Annotated in this window: 10 protein-coding genes; 3 read left to right on the plus strand and 7 right to left on the minus strand. The window is 37.4% G+C overall.

The features are described from left to right. Window positions 1-182: 182 nt before the first annotated feature. The 7 genes from ACQWU4_RS08305 to ACQWU4_RS08335 all read right to left on the minus strand — a co-directional run bounded on the left by ACQWU4_RS08305 (window position 183) and on the right by ACQWU4_RS08335 (window position 10,643). Window positions 183-2,147 carry a heavy metal translocating P-type ATPase gene (locus ACQWU4_RS08305; RefSeq protein ID WP_429935296.1) on the minus strand — a complete coding sequence of 655 codons (1,965 nt, stop codon included), beginning with the start codon at window positions 2,145-2,147 and terminating at the stop codon, window positions 183-185. 44 nt (window positions 2,148-2,191) lie between these two features. After that, complete coding sequence (locus ACQWU4_RS08310) at window positions 2,192-2,611, minus strand: Fur family transcriptional regulator (protein ID WP_429935297.1); 420 nt, start codon at window positions 2,609-2,611, stop codon at window positions 2,192-2,194. Window positions 2,612-2,624: 13 nt separating this feature from the next. After that, on the minus strand, window positions 2,625-3,521 hold the full coding sequence (locus ACQWU4_RS08315) for a cation diffusion facilitator family transporter (RefSeq protein ID WP_429935298.1): 897 nt from the start codon (window positions 3,519-3,521) through the stop codon (window positions 2,625-2,627). A 25-nt stretch (window positions 3,522-3,546) separates the two neighbouring features. Next, window positions 3,547-4,428, minus strand: a complete 882-nt coding sequence (locus tag ACQWU4_RS08320; protein WP_429935299.1) for a bestrophin family protein — start codon at window positions 4,426-4,428, stop codon at window positions 3,547-3,549. A gap of 131 nt (window positions 4,429-4,559) precedes the next feature. Beyond that, entirely contained in the window at window positions 4,560-5,822 is a 1,263-nt protein-coding gene (locus ACQWU4_RS08325) for an efflux RND transporter periplasmic adaptor subunit (protein ID WP_429935300.1), read from the minus strand. A 1-nt stretch (window position 5,823) separates the two neighbouring features. Next, on the minus strand, window positions 5,824-10,185 hold the full coding sequence (locus tag ACQWU4_RS08330; RefSeq protein WP_429935301.1) for a CusA/CzcA family heavy metal efflux RND transporter: 4,362 nt from the start codon (window positions 10,183-10,185) through the stop codon (window positions 5,824-5,826). Window positions 10,186-10,319: 134 nt separating this feature from the next. Continuing rightward, the gene (locus ACQWU4_RS08335) at window positions 10,320-10,643 is read right to left on the minus strand and encodes a DUF6660 family protein (protein WP_429935302.1); all 324 of its coding nucleotides are present in this window, start codon (window positions 10,641-10,643) and stop codon (window positions 10,320-10,322) included. Window positions 10,644-11,555: 912 nt separating this feature from the next. Here ACQWU4_RS08335 and ACQWU4_RS08340 point away from each other — a divergent pair. The 3 genes from ACQWU4_RS08340 to ACQWU4_RS08350 are packed head-to-tail and all read left to right on the plus strand — an operon-like array spanning window position 11,556 to window position 19,514. Further along, complete coding sequence (locus tag ACQWU4_RS08340) at window positions 11,556-12,359, plus strand: cell wall anchor protein (protein WP_429935303.1); 804 nt, start codon at window positions 11,556-11,558, stop codon at window positions 12,357-12,359. A gap of 5 nt (window positions 12,360-12,364) precedes the next feature. After that, complete coding sequence (locus ACQWU4_RS08345) at window positions 12,365-12,835, plus strand: hypothetical protein (RefSeq protein WP_429935304.1); 471 nt, start codon at window positions 12,365-12,367, stop codon at window positions 12,833-12,835. 37 nt (window positions 12,836-12,872) lie between these two features. Next, window positions 12,873-19,514: an RHS repeat-associated core domain-containing protein gene (locus tag ACQWU4_RS08350; RefSeq protein ID WP_429935305.1), complete on the plus strand. Its 6,642-nt coding sequence runs from the start codon at window positions 12,873-12,875 to the stop codon at window positions 19,512-19,514. The last annotated feature ends 1 nt before the right edge of the window (window position 19,515 follow it).

The following is a 19,515-nucleotide window of genomic DNA, read 5'->3' on the forward strand; positions in this document are numbered from 1 at the left end:
GATTTTTTATGTCTTTATTTTTTTGCGGCCTGGAGTGTTTTTATCGCAAAGGCGCAAAAGTTATTTTAGAAATGATGGATGTTTTTAAGGCGCAAGGATTTTATCTCTGATAAAATTTTACAGTCCTGATTATTTCTCGCCTCATCTAATACCTAAAACCTGTCATCTGCAACCTGCTACCTTTAACCAAACTTCATCCTTTGTATTCTCACTGCATTTAAAATAGCCAGCATCGCTACTCCCACATCTGCGAATACGGCTTCCCACATCGTTGCCAGACCGCCGGCTCCCAGAGCTAAGACTATCGCTTTTACGGCAAAGGCTAAAATAATATTCTGCCATACAATTTTCTTGGTCTGTTTACCTATGTTAATGGCCATTGGAATCTTACCGGGTTTATCATCCTGGATCACAACGTCCGCTGTTTCGATGGTGGCGTCGCTTCCCAGCCCACCCATTGCAATTCCTACGTCACTGAGAGCGACCACGGGAGCATCATTTACTCCGTCACCTACAAAGGCTACGGTTTGATTCGTGGCTTTGATTTCTTTTACTTTATTTACTTTATCTTCAGGTAGCAAATCTCCGAAAGCGTTGTCTATACCAAGCTGATCTGCTACATATTTTACAACGGTACTTTTATCACCACTCAACATAGTCGCTTTCACACCCATTTTGTGAAGGTTTTCAACAGTTTGTTTTGCATCATTTTTTATACTGTCTGCAATGGTGATATAGCCAGCAAATTTTTTATCATAGGCTATAGCAATTAAAGTGTAAACAATATTGCCATGATTAATATCGTAGCTGATACTGAATTTATCCATCAGCTTAAAATTACCTACCAACAATTCTTTTCCATTAACTGAAGCTTTTAAACCATGTCCCGCAATTTCCTCTACATTCTCTAATGGGACAGCGTGATTGATCTCACCTGCATAATTATGAATCGCTGTAGCTACAGGGTGTGTACTTTTGCTTTCCAGAGCATTCACCAGTTTCAGGACCTCTTCTTTGCTGAATTCGGGGTTAATGTTCACTTCCTGTACTTTGAATACACCTTCCGTCATGGTTCCGGTTTTGTCCATTACTACATTCTGGATTTCTGCAATACTGTCCAGAAAATTGCTTCCTTTAAACAGTATTCCGTTTCTGCTTGCCGCTCCAATTCCTCCGAAATACCCTAAAGGAATCGAGATCACCAATGCACAGGGACATGAAATTACCAAAAAAATCAGTGCTCTGTAAAGCCAGTCCCGGAAGATGTAATCATCGACAAAAAAATAGGGCAGAAGACAAATCCCTATCGCCAGGAAAACAACGATTGGAGTATATACTTTTGCAAATTTTCTGATGAAAAGTTCAGTCGGGGCTTTTTGCGCTGTGGCATTCTGCACCAGTTCCAGAATTTTACTGAGCTTACTGTCTTCGTAAGCCGTATTCACTTTTACATGAGCAATATTGTTCATATTGATCATTCCTGCAAGTACGGATTCTCCTTTTGTTTTAGTATCCGGTTTGCTTTCTCCTGTAAGGGCTGCTGTGTTGAATGAAGCTGATTCTGTAATCAGTTCACCATCCAGCGCCAGCTTTTCACCCGGCTTCAGCTGAATGATATCTCCTATCTTGGTATCCTTTGCTTTAATGGTTTTTGGCTGGCTACCTTCAATGACTGTTACCTCATCAGGGCGCTGATCCAACAATGCTTTGATGTTTCCTTTTGCTCTTGAAACAGCCATTCCCTGAAATACTTCACCTACGGAATAAAAAAGCATTACGGCAACACCTTCCGGATATTCCCCTATTATGAATGCTCCTACTGTGGCAATTCCCATCAGGAAAAATTCAGAGAATACATCTCCCTGAACAATGCTTTCGTAAGCTTCTTTCAAAACGGGAAGTCCCACTGGAACGTATGCTGCCAAATACCAGGCTAACCGTACCCATCCTGTAAACCATTCTGTTTTTATATAATTATCCAATGCTATTCCAATCAGAAGCAACAGGAAAGAGATGATGGCGGGGAGAAACATCTGGAAAACCGTTTTATCTCCTGTATCATGAGAGTGATCGTGGCCGTCTCCTTCTGAGTGGTCGTGTTTATGCTGTTCTTTCTGTTTGGGTTTTGTACTGCAACATTCTTCCATAAATACTATTTTGATGTAAAATTAGGTTTAAACTCAATGCAACACTATTGCAAACTTTCAAGACAATTCTCGCAGATTCCTTTGGCAAAAAGTCTTATTTCATCAATCCTGAAATTGGTCTGTATATTTTCCGGAAAAGAAATACCTTCTCTGCAGGTAGTCTGCTTGCATATTTTGCAGTAGAAATGCAGATGCCAGTCTTTGTGTGTTTTCTCATCACAACCGTCATCACATAATTTATATTTTGTGGTTGTATTTTCCTGAATGCTGTGAACAATTCCTTTTTCTTCAAAGGTTTTCAAAGTCCGGTAAATTGTGGTCCTGTCTGCATTATCAAAATGGTTTTCCACTTCCGAAAGGGAAAGTGCCGCATCCTGAGTACTTAAAAAATCGTATACCAAAATCCTCATACTGGTAGGTTTGGTATTTTTATCAATAAGTTTATTTTCTATATCTTTTTTCATTTCCTGATTTATTTTAAAGATGTACTTCCTGTTCTTCATAACCTTCTTCTTCAACCTGGAAAGTAGTATGGCTGATTTTAAAGTTTTTCGTTGTGACTTCGGTTAAAGTTTTCAGCAGTTGGTTTTGAGCCGTTTTATTATCTCTTACAATATGGGCACTCATAGCATTGACACTTGATGTCAATGACCATATATGAAGATCATGCACGTCTTTTACTCCCGGAACTTCTTCCAGTGTTTTACGTACCTGCTGAATATCTACATCTTTGGGAGTTCCCTCCAGCAATACATTGACTGCTTCTTTCAATAAACGCCAGGTTCTTGGGAAAATCAAAAGGCCGATAGCTGCAGAAATAATCGGATCAGCGTAATACCAGCCTGTTGTCAGCATAATGACTCCTGCAATCATCACTCCAATGGAAGTCAGCATATCGGAAAGAACCTCAAAGTAAGCCCCTTTCATATTGAGACTTCCTTCAGAATCTTTTCTCAGGATCATCATTCCTATAATATTTACCATCAGCCCGATTCCTGCCACAATAAGCATTGTTTTGCTCTGCACTTCCGGTGGATTACTGAATCTTTGATAGGCTTCATACAGCACATAAAGAGAAATACCAAGCAGTACCACAGCATTAATTACTGCTGCCAGTATCTCTGTCCGGTAATATCCGAATGTTTTGGAAGCATCTGCCTTTCTTTCTCCTATTTTTATGGCAATGAATGCCAGAAGCAACCCGACAACATCAGTCAGCATATGTGCCGCATCTGCCATGAGGGCAAGACTTTGGGTAATAACACCTCCAATCACCTCAGCGATCATATAGGTCCCGCTTAACAAGAGGACAAAAAGCAAATTCTTTTTATGTCTGCTTGCGGGCGAACCCGTCTGTATTTTTATTTCTTCCATAATTTTTTTGGAATTTTTTAATCTGTCACATTTCGTAATACAAAGTATTTTCTTTTTTGGCAGGAACATTTTTTTCTCCTGTCATTTGTCTGATATTAATTTCAATGGTTTGTGCCAAAGCGGTCACCGGTGTATCAACCGGGCCATTTTCAAAGGGATCCTGCATGATAATTGATGTTTTTTCTATGGCAAGGAACATAACCGGAATAAGGAAGGTAATAATGATTTCAACAATAAGCTGCCCGTCATCCAATCCGAACGGGAGTATTGCAGCAAAAACATAGATCAGGGTATGCAGTAAAATACTGTAAGATCTTGGGAAAACGGTATTTTTTAATCTTTCACATTTTCCCATGCTGTCGCAAAGTCTTGTAATAATATCATTCAGCTGCATCTGCTGGAAATCTGTTAAGCCTTTCAAAGAAGCCGTTTCTTTGAGCTGTTGGGAATGGGCATCCAAAAGAGCATTCGGAATGTTTGCTGCTTCGATCTGATGCTCATCCAGATATTTCTGAACTTTCTCTGAAAAAGGCTGTCTTCTCAGGGATTCACCGAGCGCATAGGTCCAGATGATCTGTCTTTCTGCAAATTCTTTGATGATCTTATCTTCTCCTGAAGGGAAAAACTGAATGACCAGCCTCATCAATGTTCTGGAATCATTCACTATTGCTCCCCAGACTGTTCTGGCTTCCCACCACCTTTCATAGGATTGCGAGGTCCGGAAAGCCAGCAGTAATGATACTGCAGTTCCTAAAAGAGCCGGAATATTAAGAGGAAGAGAAATTTTGCGGAATCCGGGGAGAAGGTCTAATAATCCGATGGATATAGCAAATACTCCCATATACAGGATCTGTTTTTTTATTTCACGGATGAAATACCAGATGGATATTTTCTTGTTTAGCAACATAACTGAATGATGTATTAGAATGTTTCTTGTCTGTCTGACTCTGAAAATCTACCGTAAACACCTCTAATTTAGGCATAAAAATCGGTACTTATTCCGGTCTGTCCTTATAAATCACTTATCATTTTCTTATTTTAATGCTCATGCTCGCCGGAATTGGAAAGCTTGGCATTAACGAAAAAGGCTCCTTTCACAACGATTCTGGCATCGGCAGGAATTTCCCTGACCGGTGTAATTGCAGTATATCCCATATCCGAAGCTCCTTTTACCACCTCTACCTTTTCAAAATTTAAGGTTTTCTTGTATTGAGCATGCTCGCCGGCTTCTTCTTTCTTACCTTCAACGGGGATCTCTTCTTCATGTTCCTCAGTTTTTTTATCTGTTTTGATAAACACATAATATTTTCCGTCTGCTTCTACGATTGCCTCATTTGGAACAGCAGGTGTGGTATTTTTATCAAGGCTTACTATTCCGGTGATATTCATTCCGTCAATGAGACCTGCTTTGTTTCCGGTCACGGTGCCGTGTACAGATACTGTTTTACTCTCGTTTTCAAATGAAGAACCTACGCTGTACACCATGGCATCATATTCAGTTTCAGGATTATTGGTCAATTTGAAATGAACGGTCTGTCCTACTCTCATTTTCGGAAGATCTTTTTCAAAAACCTGCAGATCGAGGTGGATAGAATTGTTATCGATAATTTCTGCCACAGGTGACGAAACATCTACATAGCTTCCAATCTGCGCCGAAATACTACTGACCGTCCCGCTGATCGGTGCAGTAATAACCAGTCCCGACCTCATATTGGAATTATTTACTTTTCCCGGGCTTATTCCCATCATCTGAAGCTGTTTTAAAAGAGAAGCTCTCCGGGTTCTCAGTGTTTTCAATTCTGCATCCGAACTCTGCAGGTTCTTTTTTGCTCCTGCATCATTATCGAAAAGCTCTCTTTGTCTTCTGTATTCCTGTTCTGCGTAGGTGATTCTGCTGTTTGTGGTCAGATAATCTTCCTGCAGCTGGATAAATTCAGGATTGGCAATGGTTGCAATCACCTGCCCTTTTCTCACCAGGCTTCCAACCTGTACGTTAAGGGTTTTAATAACTCCGCCATAAAGAGAGGTTATCGTTGCTTTATTGTTGTTCGGAACACGCAGAAGTCCGTTTGCTTTGATAGTGGAGGTAAGCTCTTTCATTTCCACTGGGCCTAAAGATATTCCGACTGATTTTATCTGTTCTTCCGTCAATGAAGCAATAGTTTGGGGAGCGTCTTCATGTCCAGTTTCGGTCTTTTCGGTTTTTACTTCAGTCTTTTCTGCTGACGTTTCTTTTTTGCCGCAGCTTATCATTAAAAGTACCGTGACTGTCAGAAGTATGATATTGTGCTTTATTTTCATGTTATTTATTGATGATTGAATTAATGGTAACTACAGATTGATTAACCTGCTGGATGGATTCTAGGTATTTTAACTGAATATTAGTTGCAGTCTGGAGGGCAAAAAGATATTCTACGTAAGAAATCTCTCCTGTTTTGTAGCCTAACTGAGCTGCTTTTACAATTTTATCGGCATTAGGAATAGCCTGACTCACATAATATTCATACTGCTGGATGTCCTGCTGATATTGCCCGAAAGCATTTTCAAGCTGTGCAGAAAGCTGTTTCTGCTGCATTCTGGCATTGGTTTCGGCAGCCTGTTTTTCGTATTCCAGAGCCTGCATTCTTGCTTTTGTAGCACCAAATGTCAAAGGAATGGCAACACCTACAGAGAAAGAATTGAATCTGTCACCTGCATTATAAAATTTCTCCTGCCCGTTCTTGATATGAAATCCAATGAGCGACTGGCTCGTCAATCCCAGGCTGAATTCAGGGAGTCCCTGTGACTTTTCAACATTTTTATTTTTTTCTGCAACTACCATTTCATTATAAAAAGCTTTTACAGTAGGATTATCGGCTACGGATGTACTGTCGAGGATATTTTCCGTTCTTAAAGGTTCATAATCACTTTTAAACGGAACTTCAAAATCTTCGGAAGTATTGAGTAATGTCTTTAAATTTTTATACGCATTATTCAAGTATACCTCGTTCTGTTTCAACAGCAGGCTGATTTCTCCTTTCTGGGTTTCTGCAGTATTAATTTCAATCTTTTTTATGTCTCCTGCTTTAAATCTTACCGTGGCAATTCTGATAAAATCCTGATACAGGCTGTCGAGATTCTTTAACTTGAATTTATTATACTGCAGATATTCAATCTGATAATAATACGTTCGTACCTGCTTTTTCAGTTCGTTTACGGAAACTTCTTTATTGATTTGCCTGCTTTTTATATTCTCATTAATCAATTCTCTCCTTGCCTTAAACAGTGTAGGAAAAGGAATGCTCTGTGAAAGGGAAAATGACTGGTCGAATTTTGGGCTGTTGTATTGCCCCAGCTGTGCTTCAAAATTCAGTTTTGGAAGCTCTTTTGCCGTTCCTTTGAGGGCTTCTGCAGATTTTATATTTAAATCTTTTGATTTTAACACCAGGTTATTTTCCACTGCCATTTCTATTGCCTGATCTGCAGACATCTGTCTGGTCTGAGCTTTGAAAGTCTGTCCGAGCATCAGGAATCCAAGGACAATCACTGTGCTTATTGGTTTGACCCTGTTGATCTTTCCGGAAATCTTTGAGTTAAAAATAATATAGAGCATCGGCAAAACAAAGAGAGTAAGGAAAGTAGCTGTCACCAAACCACCGATCACTACTGTAGCCAGAGGTTTCTGTACTTCCGCTCCTGCTCCGGTAGAAATTGCCATTGGCAGGAATCCTAATGAAGCCACTGTTGCGGTCATCAGAACTGGTCTTAATCTGGTTTTTGTCCCTTCATATACTCTTTTCAATACATCTTTCTCTCCTTCTTTTTCAAGTTGGTTAAAGGTTCCTATTAAAACAATTCCGTTAAGAACAGCAACTCCGAAAAGGGCAATAAATCCTATTCCTGCACTGATACTGAAGGGCATATCTCTTAAAAGAAGAGCAAAAACACCTCCGATAGCACTCATAGGAATAGCTGTAAAAATCAACGCCGCCTGTTTGAATGAATGGAATGTAAAATACAGGAGCATAAAGATCAGGAACAGGGAAACCGGCACTGCAATCATCAGACGTTTGCTGGCTTCCTGAAGATTTTCGAACTGCCCGCCATAAGTAAAATAATAACCCGAAGGCAGCTTAACCTGTTTATCCAGCTTTGCCTGAATATCTTTCACAACACTCTGTACATCCCGGCCTTTTACATTAAACCCGATTACGATCCTTCTTTTTCCTTCTTCACGGCTGATCTGTGCCGGTCCCAGTTTATAGCTTACGTTAGCAACCTGGGAAAGCGGGATCTGTGTTCCCGTACCTGTTGCAATCATTAAATTATTTACATCTTCAATATTGGTTCGGTGAAGACTGTCGAGGCGGACTACAAGATCGAAACGTCTTTCATTTTCAAAGACCTGTCCGGCTGCTTTTCCTGCAAAGGCTGTGCTTACAGCATTATTGACATCTTCTATATTCAGTCCGTAATTGGCCATTCTCGTCCTGTCGTATTCCACATTGATCTGAGGAAGCCCACTTACTCTTTCGATCTGCGGGGCAGTTGCTCCATCTACAGTCTGAATGATCTTTCCTACTTTATCTGCATAAATGGAAAGTGAATCCAGGTTTTCACCAAAAATTTTAACGGCAACATCCTGTCGGATTCCTGTCATCAGCTCATTGAAGCGCATCTGAATCGGCTGGTTTTTCTCAAAAAATACACCGGGAATACTTTCTAATTTTTCACTGATTTCATCGGCCAGCTCTGAGTAGGATTTTTTTGATTTCCATTCACTTTGCGGTTTCAATACCACAATCAGGTCAGTGGCTTCGGGTGGCATTGGATCTGTAGGAACTTCTGCTGAACCTGTTTTCCCAACAACCATTTTCACCTCATCGAACTGTTTAATAATTCTGGAAGCCTGCATAGAGGTTTCAATACTCTGGCTGAGTGAACTACCCTGCGGCAAGATGCAGTGGAATGCATAATCACCTTCCTGCAACTGGGGGATAAATTCACCACCCATATTTTTAAAAATGAAAGCGCTGATGACGAAAACGAAAATTGTTGCTGAAACTATGATGTACTTTACTTTAATAGCTTTCTGCAGTAATGGCTGGTAGATTTTCTGCAGGAAGTTCATCATTTTATCTGAAAAGGTCTCTTTGTGAGAAATATTTTTAGACAAAAATAAAGCGCTCATCATCGGAATATATGTCAATGAAAGAATCAAAGCTCCCAAAATGGCAAATCCTACTGTTTTAGCCATTGGTGTAAACATTTTTCCTTCTACTCCTGCCAATGTAAGAATAGGAATGTATACAATAAGAATAATAATCTCTCCGAAAGCAGCACTGCTTCTGATCTTCGATGCGGAAAGGAAGACTTCTTCATCCATTTCGCTTTGGGTAAGCTTTCTAACGGATTTTCTTATACCTAAATGATGTAAGGTGGCTTCTACAATAATGACAGCTCCGTCTACAATAAGTCCGAAATCTATAGCACCGAGACTCATTAAATTGGCACTGACTCCGAAAACATTCATCATTCCTAAAGCAAACAGAAGCGATAACGGAATAGCTGAAGCTACAATAAGCCCTGCTCTAAGATTTCCAAGAAAAACAACCAAAACGAATATAACGATAAGGGCACCTTCAATAAGGTTTTTTTCTACGGTATTGATCGCTCTTCCTACGAGATCTGTTCTGTCCAGAAAAGGTTCTATAATCACATCGTCGGGAAGGGATTTCTGAATGGTTGGGATTTTAGCTTTGATTCTGCTTACAACATCGTTACTGTTAGCACCTTTTAACATCATTACTACACCGCCTACTGCATCCACTTTTCCGTTGTAGGTCAGTGCTCCGTAACGTACAGCGTTCCCAAAACGTACATCGGCCACATCTTTTATAAATATAGGAACGCTTCCGGTTTCATTTTTTACGGAAATATTTTTAATGTCTTCCAATGAAGTTACAAAGCCGATTCCGCGGATAAAATAGGCATTTGGCTTTTTGTCAATATAAGCTCCTCCTGTATTCTGGTTGTTTTTTTCCAACGCCGTAAAAATATCAGAAATGCTTACTCCCATTGCTTTAAGGCGGTCGGGATTCACTCCTACTTCATATTGTTTTAATTCTCCTCCGAAGCTGTTGATCTCTGCAACACCGGGAGTTCCATTCAGTTGTCTGCGGACAATCCAGTCCTGCATTGTCCGGAGTTCTTTGGCGGAGTATTTCTTTTCGCTGCCTTTTTTAGGATGGAGAATATACTGATACACTTCCCCTAATCCTGTACTTACGGGGGCGAGTTCGGGAGTTCCTACTCCTTTGGGAATTTCTTCTACGGCAAGTTTCAACTGTTCATTAATCAGCTGTCTGGCAAAATAAATATCCACATTTTCTTTGAATACCACAGTAATCACGGAAAGCCCGAATCTTGAGATACTTCTGGTTTCCTGAATATCGGGAACATTGGCAATGCTCTGCTCTATGGGAAAAGTAACAAGCTGCTCTACTTCCTGTCCTGCGAGTGTAGGACAAGCGGTAATGATCTGCACCTGATTGTTGGTAATATCAGGAACAGCATCTATGGGAAGTTTTGTAGCGCTCCATACTCCCCAGATTATGAGAAGCAAGGTCATAATACCAACAACCACCTTGTTTTTGATACTGAATTTTATGATTTTATCTAACACGATATGTATTTAATTTTTATTGGTAATAAGTACAAGCGGCGATAATGCCGATGCAAAAATATCACGAAGACCTCTGCAATGGTATTGCAAAGTTCAATGGATAGAAAGCGTAACTTTCTAATAATCAATAAAAATTAAATTTTAGGAGGCTGCCAGATATGGTCGTACATCTGATACGCAAAATTGTTTTTCTGAAAAAGAATTTTCTTCGAAAAGTAAGCCTGAACCTGATTCTGAATTTCCAACAGGGGGTCCATTCTGAAAGAAGATACCGTCATCTGACAGCAGCTGCATGTACAAAGCGGAGAACAGATATCCCCCTGATCTTTTGAATGAGATTCCTGAACATTGAATGACAGCTTAATGTCTGCCGATCCTGAAGAACGGTGCACATCCTCACAGGGCATCAGTGACAATGCCATGAAATAGAATGCAAGTATCCATCTTAACAGGTTCATACGGACAAAGGTAGAGTTTTTTTCTAAAATGGGAAGATTCTGTTGATATTTAATATATCCTTGACATTGTAGAAAACAATATTAATTTTACGCATAATAACTATCATGAAAAAATACGTTTTCTTATTCTTATTAATACTAATGTCCTGTGTAGGCTCTGATATAGAATTTCTTCCCCAGACTATTTCAGAAGCTAGAAGTAGAGAACTTTTAATTAAAGAATACCTCCCTACAGTGGATACAGTTAAAATTAATAATGGAGAATATCAGATGTAGAAGCGTTTACCGCTTTTAAATTCAATTCAATAAAGGACCAAACGATTAATAAAAATTTCTTTGCTTTGAGTATAAGGATTAAGAATATTGAAACTAGTGAGGAAGGCCTTTCCCTTGAAGACAGTGACCATGGTGAGTTTATCGATTTTCACTGTAATTTTTGTGGCGGCATGAATAGTGATAATATTGTTTTATATTATGATGATATCAGTAAGAGGAATAGCTTAGATAGTATTAAAATTAGTTTTAAAGATAGGGATAGGAATGAGAGAATTGTTTATTTTGTGAAAAGTAATAACAATTTTTTGGTACAATAAAGAGTTTATTTTTATTTATCTTTTTCAAATCTCTAATAAAAACTACATTACGAAAAAATATCTATCCCCAACTACCGAACAGCCAGTTCAAAAAGCAAGATCTCTAATTCAGTTCTATATTATCTCTAAACTACATTTAGTATTGTAGAAATAAAATATACTAAATTTTGATGTTTTATAAAATATATTTACATCTATGGTTAATCAGTAAAATATCAATCCTGGGAAGATTATTATGATTATCAATAAAATAAATCTTTTTATTGTGAACTAAAAAAGGTAATTTTGCAAAAAACATTTAACATATTTTAAGATTATCATGATGAAACAAAAATTACTTGCGTTAGCCTTACTTATTTCAACATTTTCTTTTGCACAATCTTGGAATTTAACTGGAAATTCCGGTACAAATCCCTCGAATAACTTTCTCGGAACAACAGACAACCAACCTTTAGTACTTAAAGCCAACAATACGGAAGTTATGCGCATACTTCCTGATGGAAAAGCTAAGATAGGAGCCAATGATCCTGTGAATAATGATTCGGCTTTCAGAGTTTATCAAGCTGAAAATCCAGTTTTTGAAGTAGCTAGTTCACTGAGCTCATTTCAAATTTCAAAATCAACTTGTGACGGGTGCTTTGGTGGCCAAAATGGAGATACAGTTCTTAGAAATAAGGGAAAAACCCATAATATCATTCTTGCTATGCCCAGCAATTACAATGACGGAAGATATTATATAGGTATTCAGGATCTTGCCAACGGCACTTGGATAAAGTTTTTTAACAATGCCACAGCAAGATTTGACGGTAAAATATTTGCTAAAGAGGTTGAAATAAAAGCCAATGTATGGGCAGATTATGTATTTCGAAAAGATTATAAACTAAATTCTTTAGAAGAAGTAGAAAAGCATATCCAGGAGAAAGGACATCTACCAAACATTCCATCAGAAGCAGAGATTCTTAAAAATGGTATTAATGTAGCTGACATGAATACCAAACTTATGGAAAAAATAGAGGAGCTTACACTTTACTCTATTGAACAGAACAAGCAGTTAAAAGTTCAATCTGAAAAAGTTGAAAAACTGGAGAAACAGCTTGAAAAACTTTTATCCGAAAAAAAATAATACTTATGAAAAAAAAAATAATTTCTATATTTTCATTATTTGTAGGGTTTTTCGGATTTTCTCAAACTGAGGTTTATTTCAAATATGACGAAGCCGGAAACCAAATATACCGAGGTCCTAACGCAGCGGGGAAAAGTGCACCTGCTGAATCTGCAAAAAAAGAACCCATAACTACAGCAGCTCTGGAACAGACATCTGCAATGGATGAAAAGACATTCTGGAAACAAATCAGGCTTTATCCTGTGCCGGTAAATGATGTTCTTACCATCGATTGGACAGAAGAAGCAGACAATCTCATAGAAGCTGTTTCACTATATCAGCACAGTACTGTACACTGGAAATTTCAACAACAGAATATTCCAGGGTTAAACCGTCAGCTTAAAATCAATATGAGCGGTTATGACTGGGGAATTTATATTCTGCGTTTTACATTGAAAGACGGAAGAGTTTTCGTCAGAAATGTTAGCAAACGATAGGTCCATAATTATTATCCATTAATTTAAGTAACAGAATATGAAAATTTTCTATTCATTCATTATATCCTGTATCTCAATATTGGGATACTCTCAAACAATATTATACCAAACTGAAAGTACCTCGCGAACAGTTCAGGATCCACAGACTGTGGTGCTTGCACAGGGATTTCATGCATCATCAAATATATCTAATCCTTTTATAGCCAAAATTGGGCCGGGTACTGAAAATCCGGGAGGAGGACCTACAAATTCAGATGCAGGCGCAACCAACCCATCAGGAACAACTACTCCTGCAGGACAGAGTTTTCATGACACTAAAGGAAATATTGAAGTAAACGGAGCTGGGCAGCTACAATTTACATTACCTATTGCTTTACCTCCGGGAGTAAAAAGTGTAGCTCCACAAATTAATCTTGTTTATATCAGTGGTTCAGGTAATGGAATTGCTGGGTATGGATGGAATATTTCAGGAATCACTACCATTTCGAGAGTTGGGAAAACCATTGAGACTAATGGCGAAACGAGAGGAATCAAGTTAGATTATTCTGATTATTATAGCTTTAATGGACAACGACTGGTTTTAAAATCCGGAGAATACGGTAAGAATGGAGCTGAATATGTTACGGAAAAATATTCGAATATCAAAATAAGATCCATCGGATCTGTAACGGGAGAAGCCTGGCAAGGTCCTGAATATTGGGAAGTGACTTTTGAAGATGGTTCTCAGGCTTGGTACGGAGCAATTGCTTCAGGAAATAGTACAGCCAGAACACCTATAGAATACAATATTGTAAAATGGAAAGATGCGCAAGGGAATCATATTAATTATAATTATACCCAAACATTATCCAGCAACGTTGCTTCTATAGCAAGTATAGAATGGGGAGGGAATGATCTATTAAGTAAAGCAAACTTTAACAGTATTATTTTTAATTATAATACAAACACAACAAGAAACTTAAAAGAAACATCTTTTATAAATGGTATTTCAATTCTCCAAGATAAGTTGTTAAATGATGTTGTTGTAAAATCTAATGGAAATACATTTAAAAGGTATGCAATAGAGTATTTTAATAATGGTACTAATTATCAGTTAGTCAATAAAATTACAGAATTCAATTCTGAAAATGCAAGTGCTAACCCTGTGACATTTTCATATCCAAATTTAATCTCATCAACAGGAGACTATTATGGTGTTTTGCCTTATAACAGTGACTCTTTTGAGAATGTCAAGCTTACCGGAGATTTTAATGGAGACTCTTATTTGGATTTTATTATGAATAATGGTGTTGTAAAACTTGGCGCTTTCAACGATTCATATACAGAGGTTTCTACCAGTAAAATTTTTAATAGTGAAGCAAAGGTTGTTAGTACCTTATTGGACGAAGAAGGCCAGATTTATAATGGAAATGGCATTGTACAATATGAAGAAGATAAAATTGTAGGTTATATTTTTAGAAATAATACTTTTGTTAAGGTATTCGAAAAGCTAATATATAATATATCCGACTGTACGTCTGGTAACGAGCCTCCACCTGCAGGTTGTAATATAATCTCCCCATCTTTAAATGAAGGAGACCTCAATGGAGATGGTATTTCAGACATTTTTTTGACTTTAAAAAAGAGAGTTTGTGAATGGGTACCAGATCCTGCCTGTAATAATGTTACATCAAATGAAACTACTGCCCGCCCTGATCCTTGTACTGTTCTCAGGTGTGCTACTTATGAAATAGATAATTTCATTGTGGATTTAAAGAATCAAAATAATCCGTTGTCAACTTATACAATAGATACTGGAATTAATGAGAATATTTATAGTAATCAAAAATATTTAGATATTGATGGAGATGGAAAAGCTGAAATTATTAATATTTCAAACACAGCATATACCGCTTTTGAGTTTATTAAAACCGCACCTGATAAATATTTAAAAAAGATAAGATTTACCGGAAGTTTATCTGAAGTTAAAAATGTTGAAACCCCTATTTTATATGGGGATTTTAACGGAGATGGAAATCTTGATTTTACAATTCCTGTTACAGATAACCAAGTAGATGATAACTGGCGGTTTTACATGGGTACAGAAAATGGCTTTCAAAGTGTTTTAAAGATAAATTTTCTTAAATATAGAAGTCCCAACCAACCAGTAACTTGGTCGTTGATTGATCGTCATTTTTATTCTATTTCAGACACTAATAAAGATGGAAAATCTGATATTGTTTTTATTTATTCTAAAAATAGCGTAGGAGGTGTAGATAGTTATGGAAATGCAACATGGAGAAAGTTACAATATGAAGTTAAAACGCTGCATGGAAATGGTGGCACTGATTTTACCGCCGGCTTAAACAGTACAAGCCAATCATATACTATTAGCGGTGGCGACCTTAGCTTATTTCAACCTATAACCAACCCAATTAAGTCCAACAACAGCTATTACGACATTTTTGTATTTAATAAAACAAGAGTGCACAAATACAGAACACAAACCTCCTTAGCTGAATTAACTAGAATTACTGCAATTAATCAGGGCGGCCTTATAACGACGGTAGATTATAACGAACTTATCCCTGAAAGTAATTCATTTTTTTATAACAAAATCAAAAAAGAATATTATCCATACTTCTCTTTAAACAGAGTTGACCAATCTTATGCCGTATCACAGTTGAAACTGGAAGGGAAAAAACAGGATTTCAGGTACAGAGGTATGACCGGACATTTGCAAGGGAAAGGCTCATTAGGGTATTATCAGTCCGCCCGTTCTTCGTGGTATGCAGATGGAGCTGAAAATACCAAAATCTGGTCAGGAGTAGAAATAGATCCGCTTATGAATGGAGTTCCTGTAAAGGAATGGTCAATCAGAACAAATGATGAATCAAAAATTTTCCCAACAGATATTTCTGAGAACAATACCCAGCTGTTAAGCTTTAAGTCCACTATTTATCAAGAAGATAAAATGTTAAATGGACAGTTAGTAACCACACCTGTTTCAGAAATTGATAAACCTAAAATTATAACGGCAATTATTCCAAAAAGTACTATAACTAAGGAATTTTTAACAGAAACCATCACTACAGGCAGCCTTACCTACGGGGATTACTATCTTCCAGCCCAAAGTGTAACCAATGTGAATAACGGATATGCTATAACAACTTCTACATTTAAATATATCCATAATCCAACAGGAGCGGGATCAGCTTATTATATTGGAAGACCAGACTATAAAACTGAAATTGTACAGGCCTATGGCGATACAAAATCTGCCAAGGAAGAATATATTTATGACAGTAACCTTTTAAAAATACTCAAAACCTGGAACAGAGATAATTCCGGTTATCTTTTGGAAACATATGATTATGATGGTTTTGGAAACATCACTCAAAAAACGATCAGCAATAGTATAGATTCCCAGGTACAAACTAACAAAGCTGTATATGAACCTAAAGGAAGATTTGTAGAAAAGAAAATTGATAATTTAGGACTGGAAACCCATTTTATTTACAATGATTGGGGACAGATTGAGAAACAAACCGATCCACTTGGCAATATACTAGTCAATAAATATGATGCATGGGGCAAACTTCTGTCTTCCAAAACCAATCTGGAAGGTACAACAACTTATCAGTATATAAGAGATGTTAATGGCAATATAACAGTCATACAATATGATTCTAATGGTAATGTATCAAAAAAACATACTAACAAATTGGGGCAGGAATATAAAGTTTCAACCAAAGCATTCACGCAAGGGCAATTTGTTTCAAAAGAAACTCAATATGATATATTGGGAAGAAAAACTGCAGAAAGTGAACCTTTCTTTGAAGGGAGTAATCCTTTTCAATGGAACACAATTACTTATGACGATACGGTTTTCCCGGCTAAAATAACGGCAAAATCATTCAATGGAAAAGAGGTGACGACTTCGGTTTCAGGTTTGACAACAACAGTAAAGGAAAACAATGGTAATGCACGAACGACTACAAAAACGGCAGATGCTATTGGAAATACAATTTCATCTTCTGATAAAGGAGGGACTATTACATTCTCCTACAATGCTGCAGGAGAGCAAGTCCAGGCTAAATATGCCGAAAATATTGTTACGACAAAATATGACTCATGGGGAAGAAAATCAGAATTTAATGATCCATCAAACGGAATCTATAAATATGAATATGATGGTTTTGGCCAGCCTAAAAAAATAATAAGTCCAAAAGGTACTAAAGAATACACTTACAATACTTTCGGGCAGCTTATTTTGCAAAAAGAACTATCTACAACCGATGGCGGGCAGTCAACTAACAAAGTTATTACATACCAATATGATGATAAAGGAAGGATAAGCTCAAAATCAGGAACATCCAAAGGTAAAATATACAGCTCCAGTGTTTCTTATGATCCGCAAGGTAGAGTTTTATCATCTTCAGAAAGCAGTAACGAAAAATATTATATTCAGAAATCAATTACCTATGATGATAAGGCAAGGGTTATTTCTTATGAGAAACAGTTATATTCGTCAGGCACTCTCACTAAAGTCCAGATTGAAAATAACTACAGTACCTGGAGCGGGGAATTATATCAGATAAAAGATAAAAACTCAGGAAAAATATTATGGGAACTTAATGAAACAAACGCTAAAGGGCAGGTACTTCAAGCCAAATTAGGAGCAGCCAGCATTAACAATACCTATAATGTCAATGGCTTCTTAACTAATGTAAATCATTCCTCAACTGTTAAACCATCTATTCTTCAACTCTCTTATTCATTTGACGCAATTAAAAATGAATTGAAGAGCAGAACCACAGGAGGAGACTTTAATATTACAGAATCATTCGATTATGACGATAACAATAGACTCATCAACTGGACCAATCCCATCACCGGAATCAAACCTTCTACAAACAGAAATGTTTACGATGTTAAAGGTAGGATTATGGAAAACGATCAGGTGGGAACAATTAAATTTGAGAATCCTGCCAAGATCTATCAACCTACCGGAATGACTTTAAATGCTGCCGGAACCCAGAATTACAATAATGACCTGATCCAGAGCATTGCTTATAATGAAAATAATGATCCTGTTTTTATTGACGGTGAGAAAGGGGATGTAGCTTTTCAGTACGGACTCACCAGTATGAGACAGAAAGTAAGCTACGGTGGAAATTTCGATCCCGATCAGGAAGGCAAATTCACCAAATACTACAGCGAAGATGGAAGCTTTGAAGTTGTTAAGGATAATGTAACCGGAAAAGAAAAACATATTCTTTATATAGGCGGAAATCCTTATGAAAGTAATATTGTATATTTAAAGGACTTTACAGAGAGCAGCGGTTCTTACAAATTTCTGCACAAGGATTATTTAGGAAGCATACTTGCTGTTAGTGATGAAGCAGGAAATAAACTTGAGCAAAGACACTTTGATGCATGGGGGAATTTCACTCATCTACAGGTTGGAAACGGAGCAATTATCACTGATAAAAATATAATTGATGCAACTTCGTTATTAGTAGAAAGAGGATACACAAGCCATGAACATTTTGCAGAAGTAGGAATCATCCACATGAACGGTAGATTGTACGATCCATTATTAAGAAGATTCTTAAATGCTGATGAAAATATTCAGGATCCCTACAATACCCAGAATTATAATAAGTATGGGTATGTACTCAACAATCCGCTGATGTATAATGATCCAAGTGGAGAGGTCCTTCCTTTCTTAATTGGTGTTGGGCTTGGATATTTTTGGGCTACAGTGATATCCGGTGCAATTGTTGGTGCTGCAATAAGTGTTGGTATGTATGCTCTTCAAGCAACATTCAATAATAATTGGTCCTGGGGTGGTTTTGCAAAATCTATTCTAATTGGAACTGTTACGGGTGCCGTTTCAGCAGGAGCTGGAGAGATATTCAGCGCTGGGGGGTTCTGGGCTACGGTTGGAAATGGAGCTCTAGCTGGTGGTGGAAGCGGAGGTATTGTTTCATTAATTAATGGTGATAACTTTCTAAATGGAGTTTTAAAAGGGGCTGTGATTGGTGGTGCAGTAGCTGCTGTGAGTTACACTGTAGAGTATTTTGCTAGTGGAGGGAATAAGGCTAGAATAACAATGGCTGATAACTCTACGACTTCAACTTATAAATATGACCCAACTATTGGAAGTGATACTATGCAAAATAATATAAATAAAACTCGAAAAAAATTTTATTATGATGATTATGGAGTTGGGGATGAAACTTCTGGAGATGCAGCATGGACAGATGGGACTATGAATCCTGGAAATAAAACCCATGTTTTAGCATATACTACAAAAGCAAATTTTTTCACAGGTAAATCCAATATAGTATATTCTCCTTTAGCTGCTCAAAACCCCCAATTACTGGCCGAAACAATGATACATGAGACGGGACATGCACTTTCGAATAAATTAAGGTTACTTAATGAAAGTATTGATTGGGAAAAAGAATTTGGACTAAAAAATAGATACACAGAAATGTTAGATACTACAGAAGAATTCGCAGTATACAAACTAGAGCATATTAGCAGAACAATAAATAACTACCCAATTGATGATTTTATTCCTCAATATCGATTAGATAAAATGTTTAAACTCTTAGATTTAGCCAGACAAAACTTAATAGAAACAGCTTATAAAAAGCTTATGCCAGTTTTCCAACGTTCAATGAAATAAT

This window comes from Chryseobacterium sp. MIQD13 (assembly GCF_050496705.1).
In the GTDB taxonomy this organism is placed as follows: Bacteria; Bacteroidota; Bacteroidia; order Flavobacteriales; family Weeksellaceae; genus Chryseobacterium.

What these genes read in the sequence shown, in the direction of transcription:
- ACQWU4_RS08340 (WP_429935303.1), top strand. Translation starts at nt 11,556, where the DNA reads ATGATGAAACAAAAATTACTTGCGTTAGCCTTACTTATTTCAACATTT.
- ACQWU4_RS08325 (WP_429935300.1), bottom strand. Translation starts at nt 5,822, where the DNA reads ATGAAAATAAAGCACAATATCATACTTCTGACAGTCACGGTACTTTTA.
- ACQWU4_RS08305 (WP_429935296.1), bottom strand. Translation starts at nt 2,147, where the DNA reads ATGGAAGAATGTTGCAGTACAAAACCCAAACAGAAAGAACAGCATAAA.
- ACQWU4_RS08345 (WP_429935304.1), top strand. Translation starts at nt 12,365, where the DNA reads ATGAAAAAAAAAATAATTTCTATATTTTCATTATTTGTAGGGTTTTTC.
- ACQWU4_RS08320 (WP_429935299.1), bottom strand. Translation starts at nt 4,428, where the DNA reads ATGTTGCTAAACAAGAAAATATCCATCTGGTATTTCATCCGTGAAATA.
- ACQWU4_RS08310 (WP_429935297.1), bottom strand. Translation starts at nt 2,611, where the DNA reads ATGAAAAAAGATATAGAAAATAAACTTATTGATAAAAATACCAAACCT.
- ACQWU4_RS08315 (WP_429935298.1), bottom strand. Translation starts at nt 3,521, where the DNA reads ATGGAAGAAATAAAAATACAGACGGGTTCGCCCGCAAGCAGACATAAA.
- ACQWU4_RS08350 (WP_429935305.1), top strand. Translation starts at nt 12,873, where the DNA reads ATGAAAATTTTCTATTCATTCATTATATCCTGTATCTCAATATTGGGA.
- ACQWU4_RS08335 (WP_429935302.1), bottom strand. Translation starts at nt 10,643, where the DNA reads ATGAACCTGTTAAGATGGATACTTGCATTCTATTTCATGGCATTGTCA.